Genomic DNA, 15,867 nt, shown 5'->3' on the forward strand with positions numbered 1-15,867 from the left:
TCGACGCTACAAAACCGCCCTTCCCGCCTCAAGTCAGTTTGCTTTGACAGTGCCTTGCGGACCTATGTGGTCTGAAAACTGCGGGTGTGGGATCAGAATGCTTGAGAAGCTCGATCCCGTACACAAACAAGCCTCGCATGGAAAAAGCCTGATGCCATCACAAGAAGATGACAGAAGTTCAGAACACAAAGGTGCTTTTTACCGCGTCTTTGTAGACCCCGCGCAACAGATGCGCTGGTCCTACCTGCCGCCTCTGATGGTTTATTTCGCGGCGGGTGTATCCGGTCTGACCTCGGTCGTGGGGGCGTTCTTTCTCAAGGAGTACCTTTCGCTCTCGGCGGAATTCGTGGCCGGACTGGCATTCTGGGCCGGGTTGCCATGGGTGTTGAAGATGCCAATGGGGCATTTGGTTGACATATTCTGGCGGTGGAAAGCGCTGCTTATCCTTTTCGGCGCGGGTTTGATAACGCTGTCGCTGCTGATCATGTATGGCATCGTTTCGCGGCCGGATGAAATGCGTGCGTTGCTTCCGCTGAGTGAATGGTATGTCATCGCCGTTCTGCTTGCGCCGGCGGGCTATGCAATCCAGGACGTCGTCGCCGATGCCATGACGGTCGAAGCCGTGCCCGCCCTTAACGAAGCGGGCCAACCTTTCGACGAGGGGCAGGCGCGCGCCATGCATACGACGATGCAGACGCTGGGCCGCGTTGCTATCATATCGGGCCTTGTCGCAGTAGCCGCCGTGAATATCTGGATGTTTTCGGGGGCAGAAGACCTGCCACAAGACGCGCGACTTGATCTGTATGGCCGTGTTTACCTGATCGCCCTTGCCATCCCCGTGATTTCGGTCAGTGGCGTGGTGCTGCACATGATCGTGCAGCATCGCCGCGCTGAACAAGGGGTGGCCCAAAGGCGCCCGGACGCGGTGACGCACGTCAACTGGCAAATCCTGGGGGGTGGCCTGACCTTCGTCGTCCTGAGTATCTGGTTGGGCACGTCGGACCTCATCTACGCGCAAGAGATCGTTTTTGTGACTTCGATGACCGTGATCCTGTTCCTGATGAGGCAGCTTCTTCAGGAACTTCGCCCCGATGCCGCGCGCGCCCTGATCGGAACAGCAGCGATCATTTTCGTGTTCCGGGCCGTGCCGCTGCCCGGGCCGGGGCAGATATGGTTCGAAATCGACGTGCTCGAGTTCGACGAGCGGTTCCTTTCGATCCTTTCACTGATCACCTCGCTGCTGGCCTTACTGGGGTTGATCGTGTTGCGCCCCATGATGGCGAACCGGTCGATCGCCTATATCATCGTCCTGCTGACGATCGCATCCGGTATCCTGTCATTGCCAAATATCGGTCTTTATTATGGGATCCAGGAATGGACCGCGGCGCATACCGGTGGAGTCGTCGACGCGCGGTTCATCGCCATTCTGGATACCGCGATCGAGTCGCCGCTGGCGCAGATCGCGATGGTGCCGATGCTGGCCTGGATCGCGCGCAACGCGCCACCCGATCTCAAGGCAACATTCTTTGCAGTCATGGCGTCTTTCACGAATATGGCGCTTTCAGCCAGCAGCCTGGGTACGAAGTACCTCAACAAGATTTTTCTGGTTACACGTGAGGCCGTTAACCCGGCTACGGGAGTACGGACTTCGTCGGCCGATTACTCCGAACTAGGATACTTGCTGATCGTCGTAGGGATTATTTCGGTCGCAGTGCCCTTGCTGACAGTGCTTGTGGTGCAGTCCTCTCGATACCGAACACGCGCCTAGCTTGCTGTAACGTGGCGCACAGGAGGATAAGAAAAAAACCCTTCGCCTATCCGGCCGCTATCAGTCGCACAACCATGCCTGATCGCCTACTCAATCGCAGCTGAGCCTTTTTGAACTCTGCCCTGGTCAATTCAAGCCGGGCGAGCGCACGGTTTCGCTTTTGATAGAGCTGCCGCATGCGCGAGCCGGGATTGCCGATCAGTGCTGTTTTTTCCGTCATGCCGGCTGGTAACCATGCCAGTGCCGCAGACTGCGCGACTTGCCACGCACGATCGGCTGCAAGAAACCTGCGGTACGCTTGAAACAGCATCCGACGGTGCTCGTTTAGTTGATTGTGCATTGCTCTCCTCCTCCTCGGACAACCCGCATTCGAGGCTCAATTATGGCATAAAGACTACTGATCGTCCTCGAAAGGTGTTGTCAGAAGGAATTTGGTTGAGGCGGGCAGGGCGGTTTCGTAGCCTCTGGCCATTCCCAAGTGTGATCCATTCAAATACTTTCATAGCAGCCCGGAAATTATCCGCTTGGCGGTCATGATGTACGTTCGTTTCCCTTTGTCGCTGCGGAATGTCGAAGATCTGCTGCACGAGCGCGGTATTGATGTAAGTCACGAGACGATCCGTTTCTGGTGGAACAGATTTGGTCCGATGTTCGCGTCAGAAATCCGGCGTCGGCGGGCGGAAAGACTGCGATCCGGGCGGCAATGGCAGTGGCATGTCGACTAGGTTTTCGTGAAGATCAACGGCGAACGTCACTACATGTGGCGCGCTGTTTATCACGAAGGCGAGGTGCTTGTCCTTTGGGTTATCGCGGGGGTTCCGGCGATGCGCCCCAGGACGGCCGCGGCCAGTAAGCCGTTTCCGGAAAGATAGCCGCTGTCCCCGCGGCCCGACACACCGCAGGCTGCCCCGCCGCCGGCGTAGAGATTTGCAATCGGCACACCCTCGCGGGTGAGAACACGCGCCATTTCGTCCACACGCAGGCCACCCTGTGTATGAAAAAGCGCCCCTGTCACTCGCACGCCGCAATAGGGCGGAGCAAGGCCGGTTGCGCCGAAGCTGCGACCGAAACCATCCGTGCCGCCCAACGGAATGCTTGCGATGGTTCTGACAAGCGCATCGGCAGGAAGCCCAAGCGCAATGGCCAACCCGCTCAGCGTGTCGGCGCTCTTGATCGCACCTTGTGCTTCGGCACGTTTAAAATCTTCGAATTGCCGCGCGACGTCGGCGATCCGGGCATCGAAGATGGCGACGGCCTCGCCGCCGGGTTGCGACAGCACGGCACGGGCGGCCTCGGAATAGCCCTGTGCCTCGTTCCAGAAGCGGTTGCCTTCGCGGTTCACTTGCACCCCACCTTCGGTGATCGTGGCCCAGGTGATGAGGATGCCATGAGGATGGGCGACATTGCCATGGCCTTGATAGGCACCAAGATGCTCGGTCGCTGCCCCGATCTTGTCACCCCAAAGCACCGCCTCGCCCCGGTTGCCGTCATGGCCGAACCACAGCCCCGCCTCGATCTCGGGCATATAGCGCGCGACCAGTTCACGGTTGCCGCCATAGCCGTTGCAGGCAAGGATCAGGCGCTTGCAGCCAATGGTTTCCACACTGCCATCGGGGCGGCGCGCGGCGATCCCGTGAACCAGACCATCCTCAAAGAACAGCGTCTCGGCGCGGCGTTCGCAGACAATGTCGATGCCCGCGCGTTCTGCGGTGCTGCGCAGCGCGTCGATCAGTTCAGCCCCGGAGCGCGTCGGCAGTCCGTGCATGCGGCGGACCGAGTGGCCGGGGTAGTCGAAATCATCGACCACAGAGAACGGCAGACCATGCACCTGTGTCAGCCAGTCGATCACTGGGGCGGCATTCTGCGCCAGAAGATCGACCAGCGCCTGGTCGTTCTCACCATGAGCCTTGGCTTGAATATCGGCGGAGAGCCGGGCGGGGCTGTCCTCGATACCCGCCTCGTGTTGCAACGCCGTGCCCGCCGCCGGAATCAGGCCCGCCGACAACGCAGTGGACCCGGAGGGAACCTCATCGGCCTCGATCACCAGAACCTCTTGTCCGACTTCTTGTGCCGATAGCGCCGCAATCAACCCGCAGGCACCTGCACCGATGATGAGCGTTTCGACCTCAAGGTCATAGCCCGCCGGGGGAGTTTCAACTGTCGGCGCCGTCATAGAGTGCACCCTTTTTGAGCATTTCCGCGGTCCCAAGCACGTCGTTCAGCCCGCCGAAATCGAACATCCGGTCGGCAAACGGCTTGTTCGAACCGTTGCTGAAAAGGCTCTGGTAATAGTCCTGCGCGGTGCGTGCCAGCGCGCGAACGATCCCGCCGGGAAAGATGACGATGGAAAAGCCGAGGTTTTCAAGGTCAGCCGCGTTGGTGATCGGGGTGGCGCCACCTTCGACCATATTGGCCAGCAGCGGCACGCGCTCCGCAAAGCGCGTCGCGACCTGTTCCAACTGGGTGCGGGTTTGCGGAGCCTCGATAAAGAGTACGTCGGCACCCGCTTCAAGATAGGCCTCGGCCCGGTCTTCGGCGGCGGCAAAACCTTCAACGGCAACCGCATCGGTGCGGGCGATGATCAGCGTTTCTTGCGAAGCGCGCGCATCGGCCATCGCGGCAATCTTGCCCACCATTTCCGTGGCCGGGATCAACGACTTGTCCGCCAGATGGCCGCAGCGTTTGGGATAGGTCTGGTCCTCCACCTGCAGGGCCGAGGCGCCGGCGCGTTCATAAAGCCGCATGGTGCGCTGGGCGTTGAGCGCGTTGCCAAAGCCCGTATCGGCGTCGATGATCACCGGCAATGATGTGCGGTCGGCGATCAGCGTCATGGTATCGGCCATCTCGGACGCGGTGGTCAGGCCAATGTCTGGCCGGCCCAGCCGGGTATAGGCCACGGCCGCGCCACTGAGATAAAGCGCCTCGAATCCTGCCGCTTCGGCGAGCGAGGCCGTCAGCCCGTCATAGACACCGGGAGCGGCCAAGATTTCCTTTTTCTGAAGACGTGCGCGTAGGCTCATGACGCAGCCTCGATCAGGCTCAGCGCCTCGGCACAGCTCATCTGATGGGTGACCGTTCCCAACGACAACCGCGTAGCATCATGCACCTCTTGCCGGAACGCGGCGCAGCCATCGGTCAGCATGACGGTTTCGATGTTGCGCAGATGCGCGTCACGCAGCGTCGAGGCGACACCGCCATTGGTGACGATGCCGCCGACGATCAAATGCTCGATCCCCACCGCGCGCATCAGGTATTCCAGCCTTGTCTGGTAAAAGGCGGAATAGGCGACCTTCTCGATCACGAAATCCGCGGGCTGGAGTATGTCCACGAGCGTGTGCCCGAAACTGCCGGGGGCGAAATCGCCTTTGCCGAGGAACGGGCGCAGCTCTTTGAGATGCGGCGCAATCAGAGGTTCGCCATCCTTGTCCGGCACCAGTGTGAACTGGGCCGAGAAATACCGCCCGCCCCTGGCCTGAATGGCCCGCGCCAGCGGGGCGATGCGGTCTGGCAGGGCGGCGATGCTGTCCGCGCCTTGCCCGGCCCGGCGATAGGCGCCCTTGGGGTGGATGAAATCGTTCTGCAAATCAATCGTCAGAAGCGCCGTGCGCGCAATGTCCCATGTTGCTGGATTGCTCATGATGCGTCCTCCCGAGGCTCGATGATGGTATTGCCAAACGGATCGACACGACCTTGCAAGTCAGGTTCGATCAGAACCGTCGTATCGGGCTGCGTCAGGATCGCAGGCCCCTTGATGACGGTTCCCACCGGAAGGGCCAGGCGGTCATAGATCGCCGTGTCATGCCAGCTGTCGGCGAAATGCACCCGACGCTGGGCAATCGGCTCGGACGCGCCATCGCTGGACGGGGCCAAGGCGCTCAGGTCGAATTTGGGGCGAATGCCTGTCACCGCGCTGCGCAGGTTCAGGATGCGCCTGACACCGTTTTGCAACAGCCGGCCGAAGGTGGCGCGATAAGCGGCGTCAAACGCCTCTTCAATCTCGGCGCGTGTTGGCGGGGTCACCTTGCCGCCCTGCGCTTTCACATTCAGCGGCACCGACACGGTATGGGTTTGCCCGACATAGGCCATGTCCAGCTCGAAACTCAGTTGGCGGGCCTCGAAACTGGTGCGCGCTGCATCCAAGAGCGCCATGCCGTGATTGGCGTGATCCTGCATGAAGTCGCCCAAGGCCGCCTCATCCAGAGTGCCGACCAGAGAATTGATCGTCTGCACGAAATCCTGCCGCATGTCCGCAATCACGCAGCCCATGGCCGATGTTACACCAGGATAGCGCGGCACGATGGCACGCGCGATGCCCACCTCGGCCAGCATCGCCCCCGCATGCAGCGCGCCGCCACCGCCGAACGGCATGAAGGCAAACCGCTTGGGGTCATAGCCGCGCTCGATACTGACAAGGCGGATAGCGCCCGCCATACGGCTGTTGGCAACCTTGAGGATCGCCTCGGCGGCCTGAACCGTGGAGAGGCCCAGCGGACCGCCCACATGCTCGTCTATCGCGCTGCCTGCCGCGTCCACATCCAGCCGTTCCAGCTTGCCGCCGATGGGGTTGTCCGGATCGATCCGGCCCAGCACCACGTTGGCGTCGGTCACGGTCGGGCGGGTATTCCCGAGGCCATAGGCCACCGGCCCCGGATTGCTGCCCGCGCTTTCCGGGCCGATGTTCAACAGCCCGCCCTTGTCCACCCAGGCGATGGAGCCGCCGCCCGCGCCGATGGTGGTGATCTCGATCATCGGATTGCGCACCACCATGCCGAAATCGATCGAGGTCTGCGGCGACAGCATCGACTGCCCCCCTGCGATCAGCGAGACATCAAAGCTGGTCCCGCCCATGTCGCCGGTGATGACATTCTCGAATCCCGCCGAGCCGGCAATATAGCCCGCCGCGATCACCCCCGCCGCGGGGCCGGACAGCGCCGTGCGCACCGGCAGACGGCAAGCGGTATCCACCGCCATGACGCCGCCATTCGACTGCACGATCATGAACTCGCCATCGAACCCGCCCGCCTTGAGGGCGTTTTCCAGCCGTCTCAGATAGCCCGACACCTCGGGCTGCAAATAGGCATTGAGCGCGGTGGTCGAGAAGCGTTCGAATTCGCGGATCTCGGGCAGGATCTCGGACGAGGCCGAGACATGCTCGTTGTGCCAGACCTCGCGCAGCGCGGCGACGGCTGCGTCTTCGTTGGCGGTGTTGGCATAGGAATTGGCAAACAGGACCGCCACGCCTTCGCAGCCCTGATCCTGCAACACCTTGGCGGCGGCGCGCACGGCGTCAAGGTCCACGGGCGTGCGGATCGTGCCGTCGGCCAGCGTGCGCTCGGGCACTTCCAGCCGGTTGCGGCGATCCACCACCGGTTCGAAATCGCCTCGCAGGCCCCATGTGCGCGGCCTGTCGCGGCGGCGCATTTCCAACACGTCGCGCAGGCCCTCGGTGCATATTACCCCGGTTATCGCGCCCTTGCGTTCCAGCAGTGCATTGGTGCCTGCCGTCGTGCCGTGCACCACCACGGAGATCTCCGACAGGTCCTGAACCTCGCGCCTGATCCCATCGAGAAAGCCGCCCGACTGGTCAGGCCGTGTTGTCGGAACCTTGGCGACACTGGCAGTGCCTTCGGTCTCGTTCAGAACAAAGACATCCGTGAATGTGCCGCCGACATCGACACCGATCATGCGGTTGCTCATGCCGTGTACTCCCGCCATTTCGTGCCATAAGTCGCAACCGCCTGGGCCGCGCTGACCAGCCCGCGCGCCACGTCGCGGGCCACGGCAGCAGGCGGGCGTTCGGACGCCGCGCCATACCCACCGCCACCCGGTGTTTCCAGCCGCACGGCCTGCCCGGCCTTGAGCCTGATCCCCCGCATCTTCGAGGCCAGCGGCGGGCTGTGCCAGCCGTCGTCCTGCTCATACTGGAACGCGTTCAGCGCCGCGTCGCCGCCGCCCGCGATCCCCTTGGGGGCAAACCGCCCGCGTTCGCCGAACAGGAACGCCTCGGCGCCGTTTTCCTCCAGCACTTCGATCTCGTAGACCGCGCCCAGACCGCCGCGATGCGTGCCTGTGCCTGCGCTGTCGGGCCTAAGCGCCCATTTGCGGAACATCACCGGATAGGCGGCCTCCAGGATTTCCATCGGCGGAATCGTCGCGGTGGAAATCGGCGCGTTGCCATGGTTGAGCCCGTCCGTCTCGATCGAGCCGCCATGACCGCCGCCATAGAATGAGAACATCACCCAAGGCTGCCCGTTCTTGCGCTTGCCCGCGATGGAGAGCGCATTGATCGTGCCATAGGCATTGGCGACAACCCGGTCGGGCGCGGCCTGCGCAAAGGCGGAAAAGACCACGTCGATCATGCGCAGGATGGTTTCGGTATAGCCACCGGTGGGGGCCGGGAATTGCGCCGCCAAAAGGCTGCCTTCGGGCACGAACACTTCGATGGGACGCATCACGCCAGCATTGGCAGGCAGGGCCGGAAACACATGCTTGATCGCGACATAGGCGGTTGCCACGGTCGTTGGCAGGGCAATATTCACCGGGCCTGCGCATTGCGGCGATGACCCCGTGAAATCCAGCGTCATCTGATCGTCTTTGATCTCCAGCGCGATCTTGATCTTCAGCGGTTCGTCGGTGATCCCGTCGTTGTCGAGATAATCCTCGGCCTCCCACCGACCATTGGGGAGATCGGTCAGTTCAGACCGCATCAGCGCCTCGGCACGATGGCCAAGAGCGTCCAGCGCGGCGGTGATCGTTTCGCTGCCATATTCATCCAGCAACTCGTCCATCCGCTTGACGCCCAGATCCAGCGCGCCAAGCTGGCCGTTCAGATCGCCCATGGCCGATTGCGGCAGGCGGGTGTTGCGCAACAGGATGTCGATGATGTCCTGGTTGATCTCGCCCTTGCGGGCCAGTTTCACGGGCGGCAGGTTGAAGGCCTCTTGAAACACATCCGTCGCTGCCGGGTTGTAGTTGCCCGGCACCGCGCCGCCCACGTCATGCCAGTGACCGACCGAGGCAAGATAGCAAAACAGTTTACCATTACGAAAATAGGGCCGGACCAGACGCATGTCGCTGAGGTGCGTGCCGCCGATATGGGCATCGTTGAAGATATAGATATCGCCATCTTCAAGATCGCCGTCCCTGGCGGCCTTTTCGATCACGGCTTTCACGGCAAATGACATCACGCCCACGAAAATCGGCAGGCCGGATTTGCCCTGCACCAGCGTATCGCCCGACGCGGCGTGATAAAGCCCGTGGCTGGCATCATGCGCCTCGGCGATGATCGGGTTGAAGGCGGCGCGGAAAAGCGTCGCGTCCATTTCGTCCGCGATCTGTTCCATCCGGCCGGCAAGAACCGACAGGGTAATGGGGTCGATCTCGCTCATGACTTCGCCCTCACTTCGGCCATGTCGTTCCATACATCCTGCTTGGTGATCTTGCCGCCGGTGATTTCGAACCGGTCGACAAAGCGGATGCCGTCAAAGGTGCCGCCGTCGTGGTATTCGCCCCGCAACGTGCCGCGGCAATAGACGATGGCTGCGTCACCCGCGCTCTGCATCGCGTCAAAACCGTCATAGGCTTTGGTGACAGACCTGTAGCGCGGTTTGGACCATTCGATCAGCTCGTCAAGCTTGCGCATGGGCGCGGTGCCCGGGAAGGTCATGGCAAAGCCGTCGCCGAGAAAGGAGCGCGCCTTTTCCAAGTCGCGCGCTTCCATTGCGGCAAGGTAATCCTTGACGACTCGCGCGGGATCGGGCCGAGCCGGTGCGGGGCTGCGCGTTGCGCGACCGCGATAATAATTGTCTGGCGGCATGTCGTGGATCATCACCGTCACAAGGTCGGACGCGGCGGGCACGACGAAGCGCACCGCGTCCGTCAGGGCCTGCCCAAGGCGCTGCTTCTCTTTAGCATCATAACCTTCCAAAACATGAAGTTCGACAATTGGCATGACCTTCTCCCCGGGTAACCTGTATTATCTGTAATACATATATTGTATCTTTCCAGAAAGAAATTTTGCACATCTAGAATACTAATACTTGCTTTTGAAGGGAACACATTTACCTTCTACGGCGCAGAGTTGGGGGAATCACAAGTGCAGGCCGAAACCGTTCAGATACTGCCGGAAGGGGTGAAGGCCCGACACGTCTATCTGTCGCTACGCGATCAGATTACCGGCGGCAATCTGCGCGACGGCGAAAGCCTGCCTGGCGAACAGAAGCTTGCCGAATCCTTCGGGGTCAGCCGCGTGACGGTGCGCCGCGCGCTCAATGCCTTGGCCCAGAGCGGGTTGATCGAGCGACACGCCGGAAGCGGCACCAAGGTACGTGCGCGCCACGCCAGCGGCCAACGCGCCGCGATGGATTTCAACACGCTGATGCCGCAACTTGTCGAGATGGGCCAGCAGACCACGGCACGGCTATTGTCGTTTTCCTATGGCAGCGCGCCCGATTTCGTGGCCTCGGCGATGGGGTTGAACGGCGACAGCAAGGTCCAGATCGCCACGCGTGTGCGGCTGGCGGGGGACGTGCCTTTTTCCCACCTGACGACCTATGTTCCTGCCCGGATCGCCCAGAACTATTCCGAGAACGACCTTGCGACCACACCGCTGTTCAAGCTGCTCGAACGCAGCGGCGTGCAGATCAAGGAGGCGCATCAATCGGTTAGCGCGACCCTCGCCGGTCCCGATGTGGCCGAGGCGCTGGACGTGGCTGTGGGATCAGCCCTGTTGTCACTGCGCCGGGTCGTGCGCGACGTGGAGGGCAACGGCGTTGAATACCTCTCGGGGCTTTACCGCCCCGATATGTTTAGCCTTGAAATGCCACTGACACGCGTCGGTCAGGGCACGGCACGTCACTGGGAGCCTGCCATTGGCCTGAGCAAGGGAGAGCGCTGATGCGTTCCCCGCAAACCATGCTCGACAAGCTTTGGGCCGCGCATGAGGTGTTGCAGCGCGACGATGGCGTTTCCCTGCTTTGGGTCGATCGGCATCTGGTGCACGAAGGCTCGCACCATGCCTTTGCCAAGATCCGCGAACGCGGCCTATCGGTGGCCGAACCGTCGTTAACCTTCGCCGTGGTTGATCACTATGCGCCCACGCGGGGCCGGTCGCGCATCACCGACCCCCAGATCGCCCGCATGATCGACACGCTGCGCAGCAATGCCGCCACCCATGGGGTGCGGCTCTATGATCTGGATGATCCGCATCAGGGCATCGTGCATGTGGTGGGCCCCGAAGAGGGGCTGACCCTGCCGGGTCTACTGATCAATTGCGGCGATAGCCATACGTCGACGCATGGCGCCTTCGGCGCGCTGGCTTTTGGTGTGGGCGCGACCGAGGTGGCGCATATCCTCGCCACCCAAACGGTCTGGCAGCGCAAACCCAAATCGATGCGCATCACCGTTGGTGGCACGCTTGGTGCGGGTGTGACGGCCAAGGATATCGCGCTTGGGTGGATCGCCAAACTGGGCACCGGGGGCGCGCAAGGGCATGCCGTGGAATACGCCGGAAGCGCCATTCGTGCGCTTTCGATGGAGGGGCGGATGACCCTGTGCAACCTATCGATCGAAGGCGGCGCGCGTTTCGGCATGGTGGCGCCGGACGAGACGACGTTCGCGTATCTGGACGGGCGCCGTTTCGCACCCAAGGGGGCGGATTGGGAAGCGGCCTGTGCTGATTGGGCCTCGCTATCAAGTGACGAGGGTGCGCGCTTTGACCGCGAGGTCACGCTCGACGCCGCCGAGATCTCGCCAACCGTCACATGGGGCACCAGCCCGGAACAGGCGCTTCCGATTGGCGCCGTCATCCCCGACCCCGCCGAAGTGCCGTCTGACAAGGCCGAGGCGGCCCGCGCGGCGCTTGACTACATGGGGCTGAAGGCAGGTGACAAGCTGGAAGGCACGCCGGTCGATCAGGTGTTCATCGGCTCCTGTACCAACGGAAGGATCGAAGATCTGCGCGCCGCCGCAGCCGTGCTCCGCGGTCGCAAAGCGAGGGTTCCGGGCCTCATTTCGCCGGGCTCTGCTCAGGTCAAGGCTCAGGCCGAGGCCGAGGGCCTTGACCGCGTCTTTACAGAAGCGGGCCTTGATTGGGTCGCCTCAGGCTGTTCAATGTGCGTGGGCATGAACGGCGATCTGGTCGCCCAAGGCAAGCGTTGCGCATCCTCCACGAACCGCAATTTCAAGGGCCGTCAGGGACGTGGCGCGCGCACCCACCTTATGAGCCCGGCCATGGTCGCTGCAGCCGCCGTGACCGGCACGCTGACTGATGTGCGCCCGCTTCTAGAGGGGCGGGCCATCTGATGGCGGGGTGGCGCACATTAAAGGGCACGGCGCTTGGCCTGCCGGTCGCGAATATCGACACCGACCAGTTGATCCCGGCGCGCTTCATGTCGGTCCCGCGGGACGAGGGCTATGGCCCTTACCTTCTGCATGACATGCGCCGCGATGCCACAGGAGCGATGCGCGCGGATTTTCCGCTCAACATCCATCCCGGCGCTACCGTGCTTGTCGCAGGGCGGAATTTTGGCAGCGGATCGTCGCGCGAAGCGGCGGTCTACGCCCTCATAGATGCAGGTTTCCGCGCGGTCATTGCCCCCAGCTTTGGCGATATCTTTGCCGCAAACGCCATCAACAACGGGGTACTGCCCGCAGTCGTCGACGACGACAGCCATGCCGCACTCGAAGCCGCGCTGGCACATGGTCCGCAAGATATTGCAATCGATATCGAAAGCCGCAGCGTCGCACTCGATGCGCTCGAGGTGCGCTTTTCGCTCGATGACAGCTGGGCGATGAAACTTGTCAACGGGTGGGACGACATCGATCTCACCCGCAACCACGGTGCAGCGATCGCTGCGTTCAAGAATCTTCGCAGTCAAAACGCCGCTTGGGCATGGCCCACAGAGGTGGATTGAAAACAGCCGCACGAAGCGGCAGCCACGGCCCCGGGAGGGCCAGACAAACGGGGCCGACGCCCCAAAACAGTGGAGGACGACACGATGCAAATGAAACTCATGGCAAGCCTGCTTGCAGGGGCCACGCTGGTGGCGGGAACGCTAAAGGCCGAAGAGACCCTCTCGGCTGTGCATGCTTTCCCCGAAACGCTGATCTACACGAAAAGCTTCCTGAGCTTCGTCGACAAGGTCAACGAGGCCGGCAAGGGCGTGGTCCGGATCGACGTGCGCGGTGGCCCCGAGGCGATCGGCATGTTCCAGCAACCCGACGCGGTGCGCGACGGGGTCGTCGACATGGTCTATACCCCCGGCTCGTTCTACGGCGGCGCGCTGCCCGAGAAGGATGCCATGGTGGCGTCGAACCTGACAGCGGTCGAAACCCGCATGAATGGCGGCATCGAGCTGATCGACCAGATCCACCAAGAGAAGATGGGCCTGAAATACCTTGGCTGGTTCGACAGTGGCGTGTGCTACAATCTCTGGACGCGCGACGAGCCCAAGTTCGACGCCAATGGCAACCTTGAAGTCGAAGGCCTCAAGCTGCGCGGCAACAACGTCTACAACGCGTTCTTCACCAACTACCTGGGCGCGCAGGTGATCGACCTGCCCACCGGCGAAGTCTATTCCGCGCTGCAGCGTGGTGTCGTTGATGCTACCGGCTGGACCCAGATCGGCCTGATCGATCTCAAGTGGAACGAGTTCCTGAACTACCGGATCGAGCCGTGCTTCTTCTCGACCGACCTTGGCGTGATCGTGAACCTCGAAAAGTGGAATTCGCTGTCCGACGAGGCGCGGAAAATCCTTCAGGATGTTGCAATCCAGCACGAGAAAGACAGCGTCGAAGCGCTGCGCGCCAAGCGCGACGAAGACTTTGCCGCGCTCGAGGCGTCGGGAATGAAGGTTGTCTCGCTGGAAGGTGAGGCCAAGGCCAACTACCTCGCCGCTGCTCGTGAAAAGACATGGGAACGCATGAAGGAAGTCATGGCTGGTCAACCCGGTGGCACAGCCAACTATGACCGCCTGATCGAGCTGTTCTACGATCTCGACGCGGCCAAGTAAGCGCCTTTGCAGGCTCGCCCTCCGGGCGGGCCTGCTTGTCTTTACGGAGCCAGGCGATGATCAACACAACGTACAAGGCGCTGCTTTATGGAATGGCGGTCATTTCCGGTCTCATGCTGGTGTGGATCATGGTGTCGGTCATTGCCTCCGTTTTGATGCGGAACCTCGGGCTGCAACCTTTCGCGTGGCTCTTTACCTCGGCTGAATACGGCCTGCTTTACATGACGATGCTCGGCGCACCGTGGCTTGTCCGCGAAAAAGGCCACGTGCATATCGAATTGCTGACCGCTGCCTTGCCCGAAGGCCCGCGTCACCTGCTGAGCCGCGCCGTCGCCGCGGCCTGTGTGCTGGTTTGCGCGATCCTGACGTGGAAGGGGATCGAGCTGGTGATGACCAATATCGAACGGGGCGATTTCGATACCCGTGCCTACTATTTCCCGCGCTGGCTTTTGACCATCGCGTTTCCGCTGTCGTTCGGACTGATGGCCATTGAATTCTCGCGCTTCATCTTTGGATCGGAGCTGATGCACAGCGGCGAAGCAGGGATACACGAATAATGGAATGGTTCGAGGCGCTGGCCCTGCTGCTTGGCACGATCATGTTTCTCATGGCGATCGGCATGCCGATCGCGGTGGCCTTTCTGGCCGCAAATATCGTCGGCGCGTGGGTCTTCATGGGCGGTGAACGCGGGGTGACACAACTGTTGAACAACGGACTCGGCTCGCTCACCAAATACGCGCTGATGCCCATTCCGTTGTTCCTGCTAATGGGCGAGATTTTCTTTCACACGGGCCTCGGCGGGCGCATGTTCACCGCAATCGACAAGCTGCTTGGCCGTCTGCCCGGGCGTCTTAGCTATGTCACAGTTCTGGGCGGCACAGCGTTTTCCACGCTTTCGGGTTCGTCTATGGGATCGACCGCACTTCTTGGCTCACTGATGGTGCCTGAGATGAGCCGCCGGGGCTACAAATCGCACATGAGCATCGGTCCGATCCTGGGCACAGGCGGTCTTGCGATTATCATCCCGCCCTCCGCACTCGCCGTGCTTTTGGCGACCTTGGCACAGATTGACGTGGCCGCCCTTCTGATCTCGGGCGTGATCCCCGGCTTGATCCTTTCTGGGTTTTATATCGCAACGATCTGGCTGCAAACCCAGATCGACCCGACAGCCGCCCCTGCCTATGATGTGGAACCGATGTCGTTCCTGTCCAAAATGGGCTTGCTGCTACGCGAAGTGATCCCGATGGTCGGCGTCATGGTCATCATCATCGCGCTGATGATCAAAGGCTTCGTCACCCCCTCCGAGGCCGCGGCCTTCGGCGCGCTCGGTGTCCTGATCCTAGCAGCGATCTTTCGCTGCCTGACATGGGAGGCGATGAAGAAATCGGTTATCGGCGCACTTCGGGTCACGATCATGGCCTATCTCATCGTCTTCGGCTCGGCCACGTTCAGCCAGCTTCTGGCCTTTTCAGGCGCTTCCACGGGGCTCGTGACCTGGGCAACAAGCTTCGACCTCTCGCCCTTGCCGATGCTTCTGGTAATGTTTGCCGTGCTCTTGCTGCTTGGAATGTTCATGGAACAGATCTCGATCATGCTCCTGACCGTTCCGATCTTATTTCCCCTTGCACAAACGCTTGGGTTTGACCCGATCTGGTTCGCGCTGATCATGCTCCTGTCACTCGAGATCAGCTTTACCACTCCGCCCTTCGGGTTACTCTTGTTCGTAATGAAAGGCGTGGCTCCTGAGGGAACCACCATGCGCGAGATTTACACCTCGGCCTTTCCGTTTATCTTTTGCTCGTTGCTTCTGGTCGCTCTGCTTATTGTTTTTCCACAATTGGCGCTTTGGTTGCCGTCGCACTGAATTGGCCTGCTGGGAGGCATGAAAGATCCGGGCCGCCCACCAAACACAGGGTCGCCGGTGTTGTCAGAAGGAATTTGGTTGAGGCGGGCAGGGCGGTTTCGTAGCCTCTGGCCATGCCCAAGTGTGATCCATTCAAATACTTTCATAGCAGCCCGGAAATTATCCGCTTGGGCACTGTCAAAGCAAACTGCCTTGAGGCGGGAAGGGCGGTTTTGTAGCGTCGC

At 61.4% G+C, this 15,867-nt stretch carries 14 protein-coding genes and 1 pseudogene; 8 read left to right on the top strand and 7 right to left on the bottom strand.

Going from position 1 to position 15,867, the window contains the following annotated elements; genetic code table 11:
- Positions 1–151: 151 nt before the first annotated feature.
- Positions 152–1,768, top strand: coding sequence for an MFS transporter (locus AC2FM3_RS16480; RefSeq protein ID WP_496684003.1), 1,617 nt, complete (start codon positions 152–154; stop codon positions 1,766–1,768).
- Between the two features lie 46 nt (positions 1,769–1,814).
- Here AC2FM3_RS16480 and AC2FM3_RS16485 read toward each other — a convergent pair whose 3' ends face one another.
- Entirely contained in the window at positions 1,815–2,108 is a 294-nt protein-coding gene (locus tag AC2FM3_RS16485) for a hypothetical protein (RefSeq protein ID WP_496683975.1), read from the bottom strand.
- 130 nt (positions 2,109–2,238) lie between these two features.
- Here AC2FM3_RS16485 and AC2FM3_RS16490 point away from each other — a divergent pair.
- Positions 2,239–2,574: pseudogene (locus tag AC2FM3_RS16490) on the top strand (IS6 family transposase); the annotation flags it as partial.
- Here the strand turns inward: AC2FM3_RS16490 and AC2FM3_RS16495 are convergent.
- The 6 genes from AC2FM3_RS16495 to AC2FM3_RS16520 are packed head-to-tail and all read right to left on the bottom strand — an operon-like array spanning position 2,544 to position 9,719.
- Complete coding sequence (locus tag AC2FM3_RS16495) at positions 2,544–3,941, bottom strand: FAD-dependent oxidoreductase (RefSeq protein WP_496683977.1); 1,398 nt, start codon at positions 3,939–3,941, stop codon at positions 2,544–2,546. The pseudogene AC2FM3_RS16490 and the gene AC2FM3_RS16495 sit on opposite strands and share 31 nt — an antisense overlap.
- Positions 3,922–4,788, bottom strand: a complete 867-nt coding sequence (locus tag AC2FM3_RS16500) for an isocitrate lyase/PEP mutase family protein (RefSeq protein WP_496683980.1) — start codon at positions 4,786–4,788, stop codon at positions 3,922–3,924. The genes AC2FM3_RS16495 and AC2FM3_RS16500 overlap by 20 nt, the downstream gene beginning before the upstream one ends.
- Positions 4,785–5,405, bottom strand: a complete 621-nt coding sequence (locus tag AC2FM3_RS16505; protein ID WP_496683982.1) for a cysteine hydrolase family protein — start codon at positions 5,403–5,405, stop codon at positions 4,785–4,787. Before AC2FM3_RS16505 ends, AC2FM3_RS16500 begins: the two co-directional genes overlap by 4 nt.
- Positions 5,402–7,465: a hydantoinase/oxoprolinase family protein gene (locus AC2FM3_RS16510; RefSeq protein WP_496683985.1), complete on the bottom strand. Its 2,064-nt coding sequence runs from the start codon at positions 7,463–7,465 to the stop codon at positions 5,402–5,404. The genes AC2FM3_RS16505 and AC2FM3_RS16510 overlap by 4 nt, the downstream gene beginning before the upstream one ends.
- Entirely contained in the window at positions 7,462–9,156 is a 1,695-nt protein-coding gene (locus tag AC2FM3_RS16515) for a hydantoinase B/oxoprolinase family protein (protein WP_496683987.1), read from the bottom strand. The genes AC2FM3_RS16510 and AC2FM3_RS16515 overlap by 4 nt, the downstream gene beginning before the upstream one ends.
- A complete protein-coding gene (locus AC2FM3_RS16520; protein WP_496683989.1) occupies positions 9,153–9,719 on the bottom strand; it encodes a nuclear transport factor 2 family protein in 567 nt (188 codons plus the stop codon). Before AC2FM3_RS16520 ends, AC2FM3_RS16515 begins: the two co-directional genes overlap by 4 nt.
- Before the next feature lie 129 nt (positions 9,720–9,848).
- Here AC2FM3_RS16520 and AC2FM3_RS16525 point away from each other — a divergent pair, with 129 nt between their 5' ends.
- From AC2FM3_RS16525 to AC2FM3_RS16550, 6 genes are all read left to right on the top strand, one after another.
- Positions 9,849–10,664: a GntR family transcriptional regulator gene (locus AC2FM3_RS16525; protein ID WP_496683990.1), complete on the top strand. Its 816-nt coding sequence runs from the start codon at positions 9,849–9,851 to the stop codon at positions 10,662–10,664.
- Positions 10,664–12,070, top strand: coding sequence for a 3-isopropylmalate dehydratase large subunit (gene leuC / locus AC2FM3_RS16530; RefSeq protein WP_496683992.1), 1,407 nt, complete (start codon positions 10,664–10,666; stop codon positions 12,068–12,070). The genes AC2FM3_RS16525 and leuC overlap by 1 nt, the downstream gene beginning before the upstream one ends.
- Positions 12,070–12,681 (top strand): 3-isopropylmalate dehydratase small subunit, encoded by a 612-nt coding sequence (gene leuD / locus AC2FM3_RS16535; RefSeq protein ID WP_496683995.1) that lies wholly within the window; start codon positions 12,070–12,072, stop codon positions 12,679–12,681. Before leuC ends, leuD begins: the two co-directional genes overlap by 1 nt.
- A 90-nt stretch (positions 12,682–12,771) precedes the next feature.
- On the top strand, positions 12,772–13,779 hold the full coding sequence (gene dctP / locus AC2FM3_RS16540; protein ID WP_496684006.1) for a TRAP transporter substrate-binding protein DctP: 1,008 nt from the start codon (positions 12,772–12,774) through the stop codon (positions 13,777–13,779).
- A gap of 92 nt (positions 13,780–13,871) precedes the next feature.
- Positions 13,872–14,336, top strand: coding sequence for a TRAP transporter small permease (locus AC2FM3_RS16545; RefSeq protein WP_496683998.1), 465 nt, complete (start codon positions 13,872–13,874; stop codon positions 14,334–14,336).
- A complete protein-coding gene (locus AC2FM3_RS16550) occupies positions 14,336–15,643 on the top strand; it encodes a TRAP transporter large permease (RefSeq protein ID WP_496684000.1) in 1,308 nt (435 codons plus the stop codon). The genes AC2FM3_RS16545 and AC2FM3_RS16550 overlap by 1 nt, the downstream gene beginning before the upstream one ends.
- Positions 15,644–15,867: the final 224 nt, after the last annotated feature.

It is taken from the genome of Ruegeria sp. BHSB172, assembly GCF_059613165.1.

Excerpts from the sequence above, each read along its gene's own strand:
- AC2FM3_RS16480 (WP_496684003.1), top strand. The coding sequence starts at position 152 with ATGCCATCACAAGAAGATGACAGAAGTTCAGAACACAAAGGTGCTTTT.
- AC2FM3_RS16485 (WP_496683975.1), bottom strand. The coding sequence starts at position 2,108 with ATGCACAATCAACTAAACGAGCACCGTCGGATGCTGTTTCAAGCGTAC.
- AC2FM3_RS16495 (WP_496683977.1), bottom strand. The coding sequence starts at position 3,941 with ATGACGGCGCCGACAGTTGAAACTCCCCCGGCGGGCTATGACCTTGAG.
- AC2FM3_RS16500 (WP_496683980.1), bottom strand. The coding sequence starts at position 4,788 with ATGAGCCTACGCGCACGTCTTCAGAAAAAGGAAATCTTGGCCGCTCCC.
- AC2FM3_RS16505 (WP_496683982.1), bottom strand. The coding sequence starts at position 5,405 with ATGAGCAATCCAGCAACATGGGACATTGCGCGCACGGCGCTTCTGACG.
- AC2FM3_RS16510 (WP_496683985.1), bottom strand. The coding sequence starts at position 7,465 with ATGAGCAACCGCATGATCGGTGTCGATGTCGGCGGCACATTCACGGAT.
- AC2FM3_RS16515 (WP_496683987.1), bottom strand. The coding sequence starts at position 9,156 with ATGAGCGAGATCGACCCCATTACCCTGTCGGTTCTTGCCGGCCGGATG.
- AC2FM3_RS16520 (WP_496683989.1), bottom strand. The coding sequence starts at position 9,719 with ATGCCAATTGTCGAACTTCATGTTTTGGAAGGTTATGATGCTAAAGAG.
- leuC (WP_496683992.1), top strand. The coding sequence starts at position 10,664 with ATGCGTTCCCCGCAAACCATGCTCGACAAGCTTTGGGCCGCGCATGAG.
- leuD (WP_496683995.1), top strand. The coding sequence starts at position 12,070 with ATGGCGGGGTGGCGCACATTAAAGGGCACGGCGCTTGGCCTGCCGGTC.
- dctP (WP_496684006.1), top strand. The coding sequence starts at position 12,772 with ATGAAACTCATGGCAAGCCTGCTTGCAGGGGCCACGCTGGTGGCGGGA.
- AC2FM3_RS16545 (WP_496683998.1), top strand. The coding sequence starts at position 13,872 with ATGGCGGTCATTTCCGGTCTCATGCTGGTGTGGATCATGGTGTCGGTC.
- AC2FM3_RS16550 (WP_496684000.1), top strand. The coding sequence starts at position 14,336 with ATGGAATGGTTCGAGGCGCTGGCCCTGCTGCTTGGCACGATCATGTTT.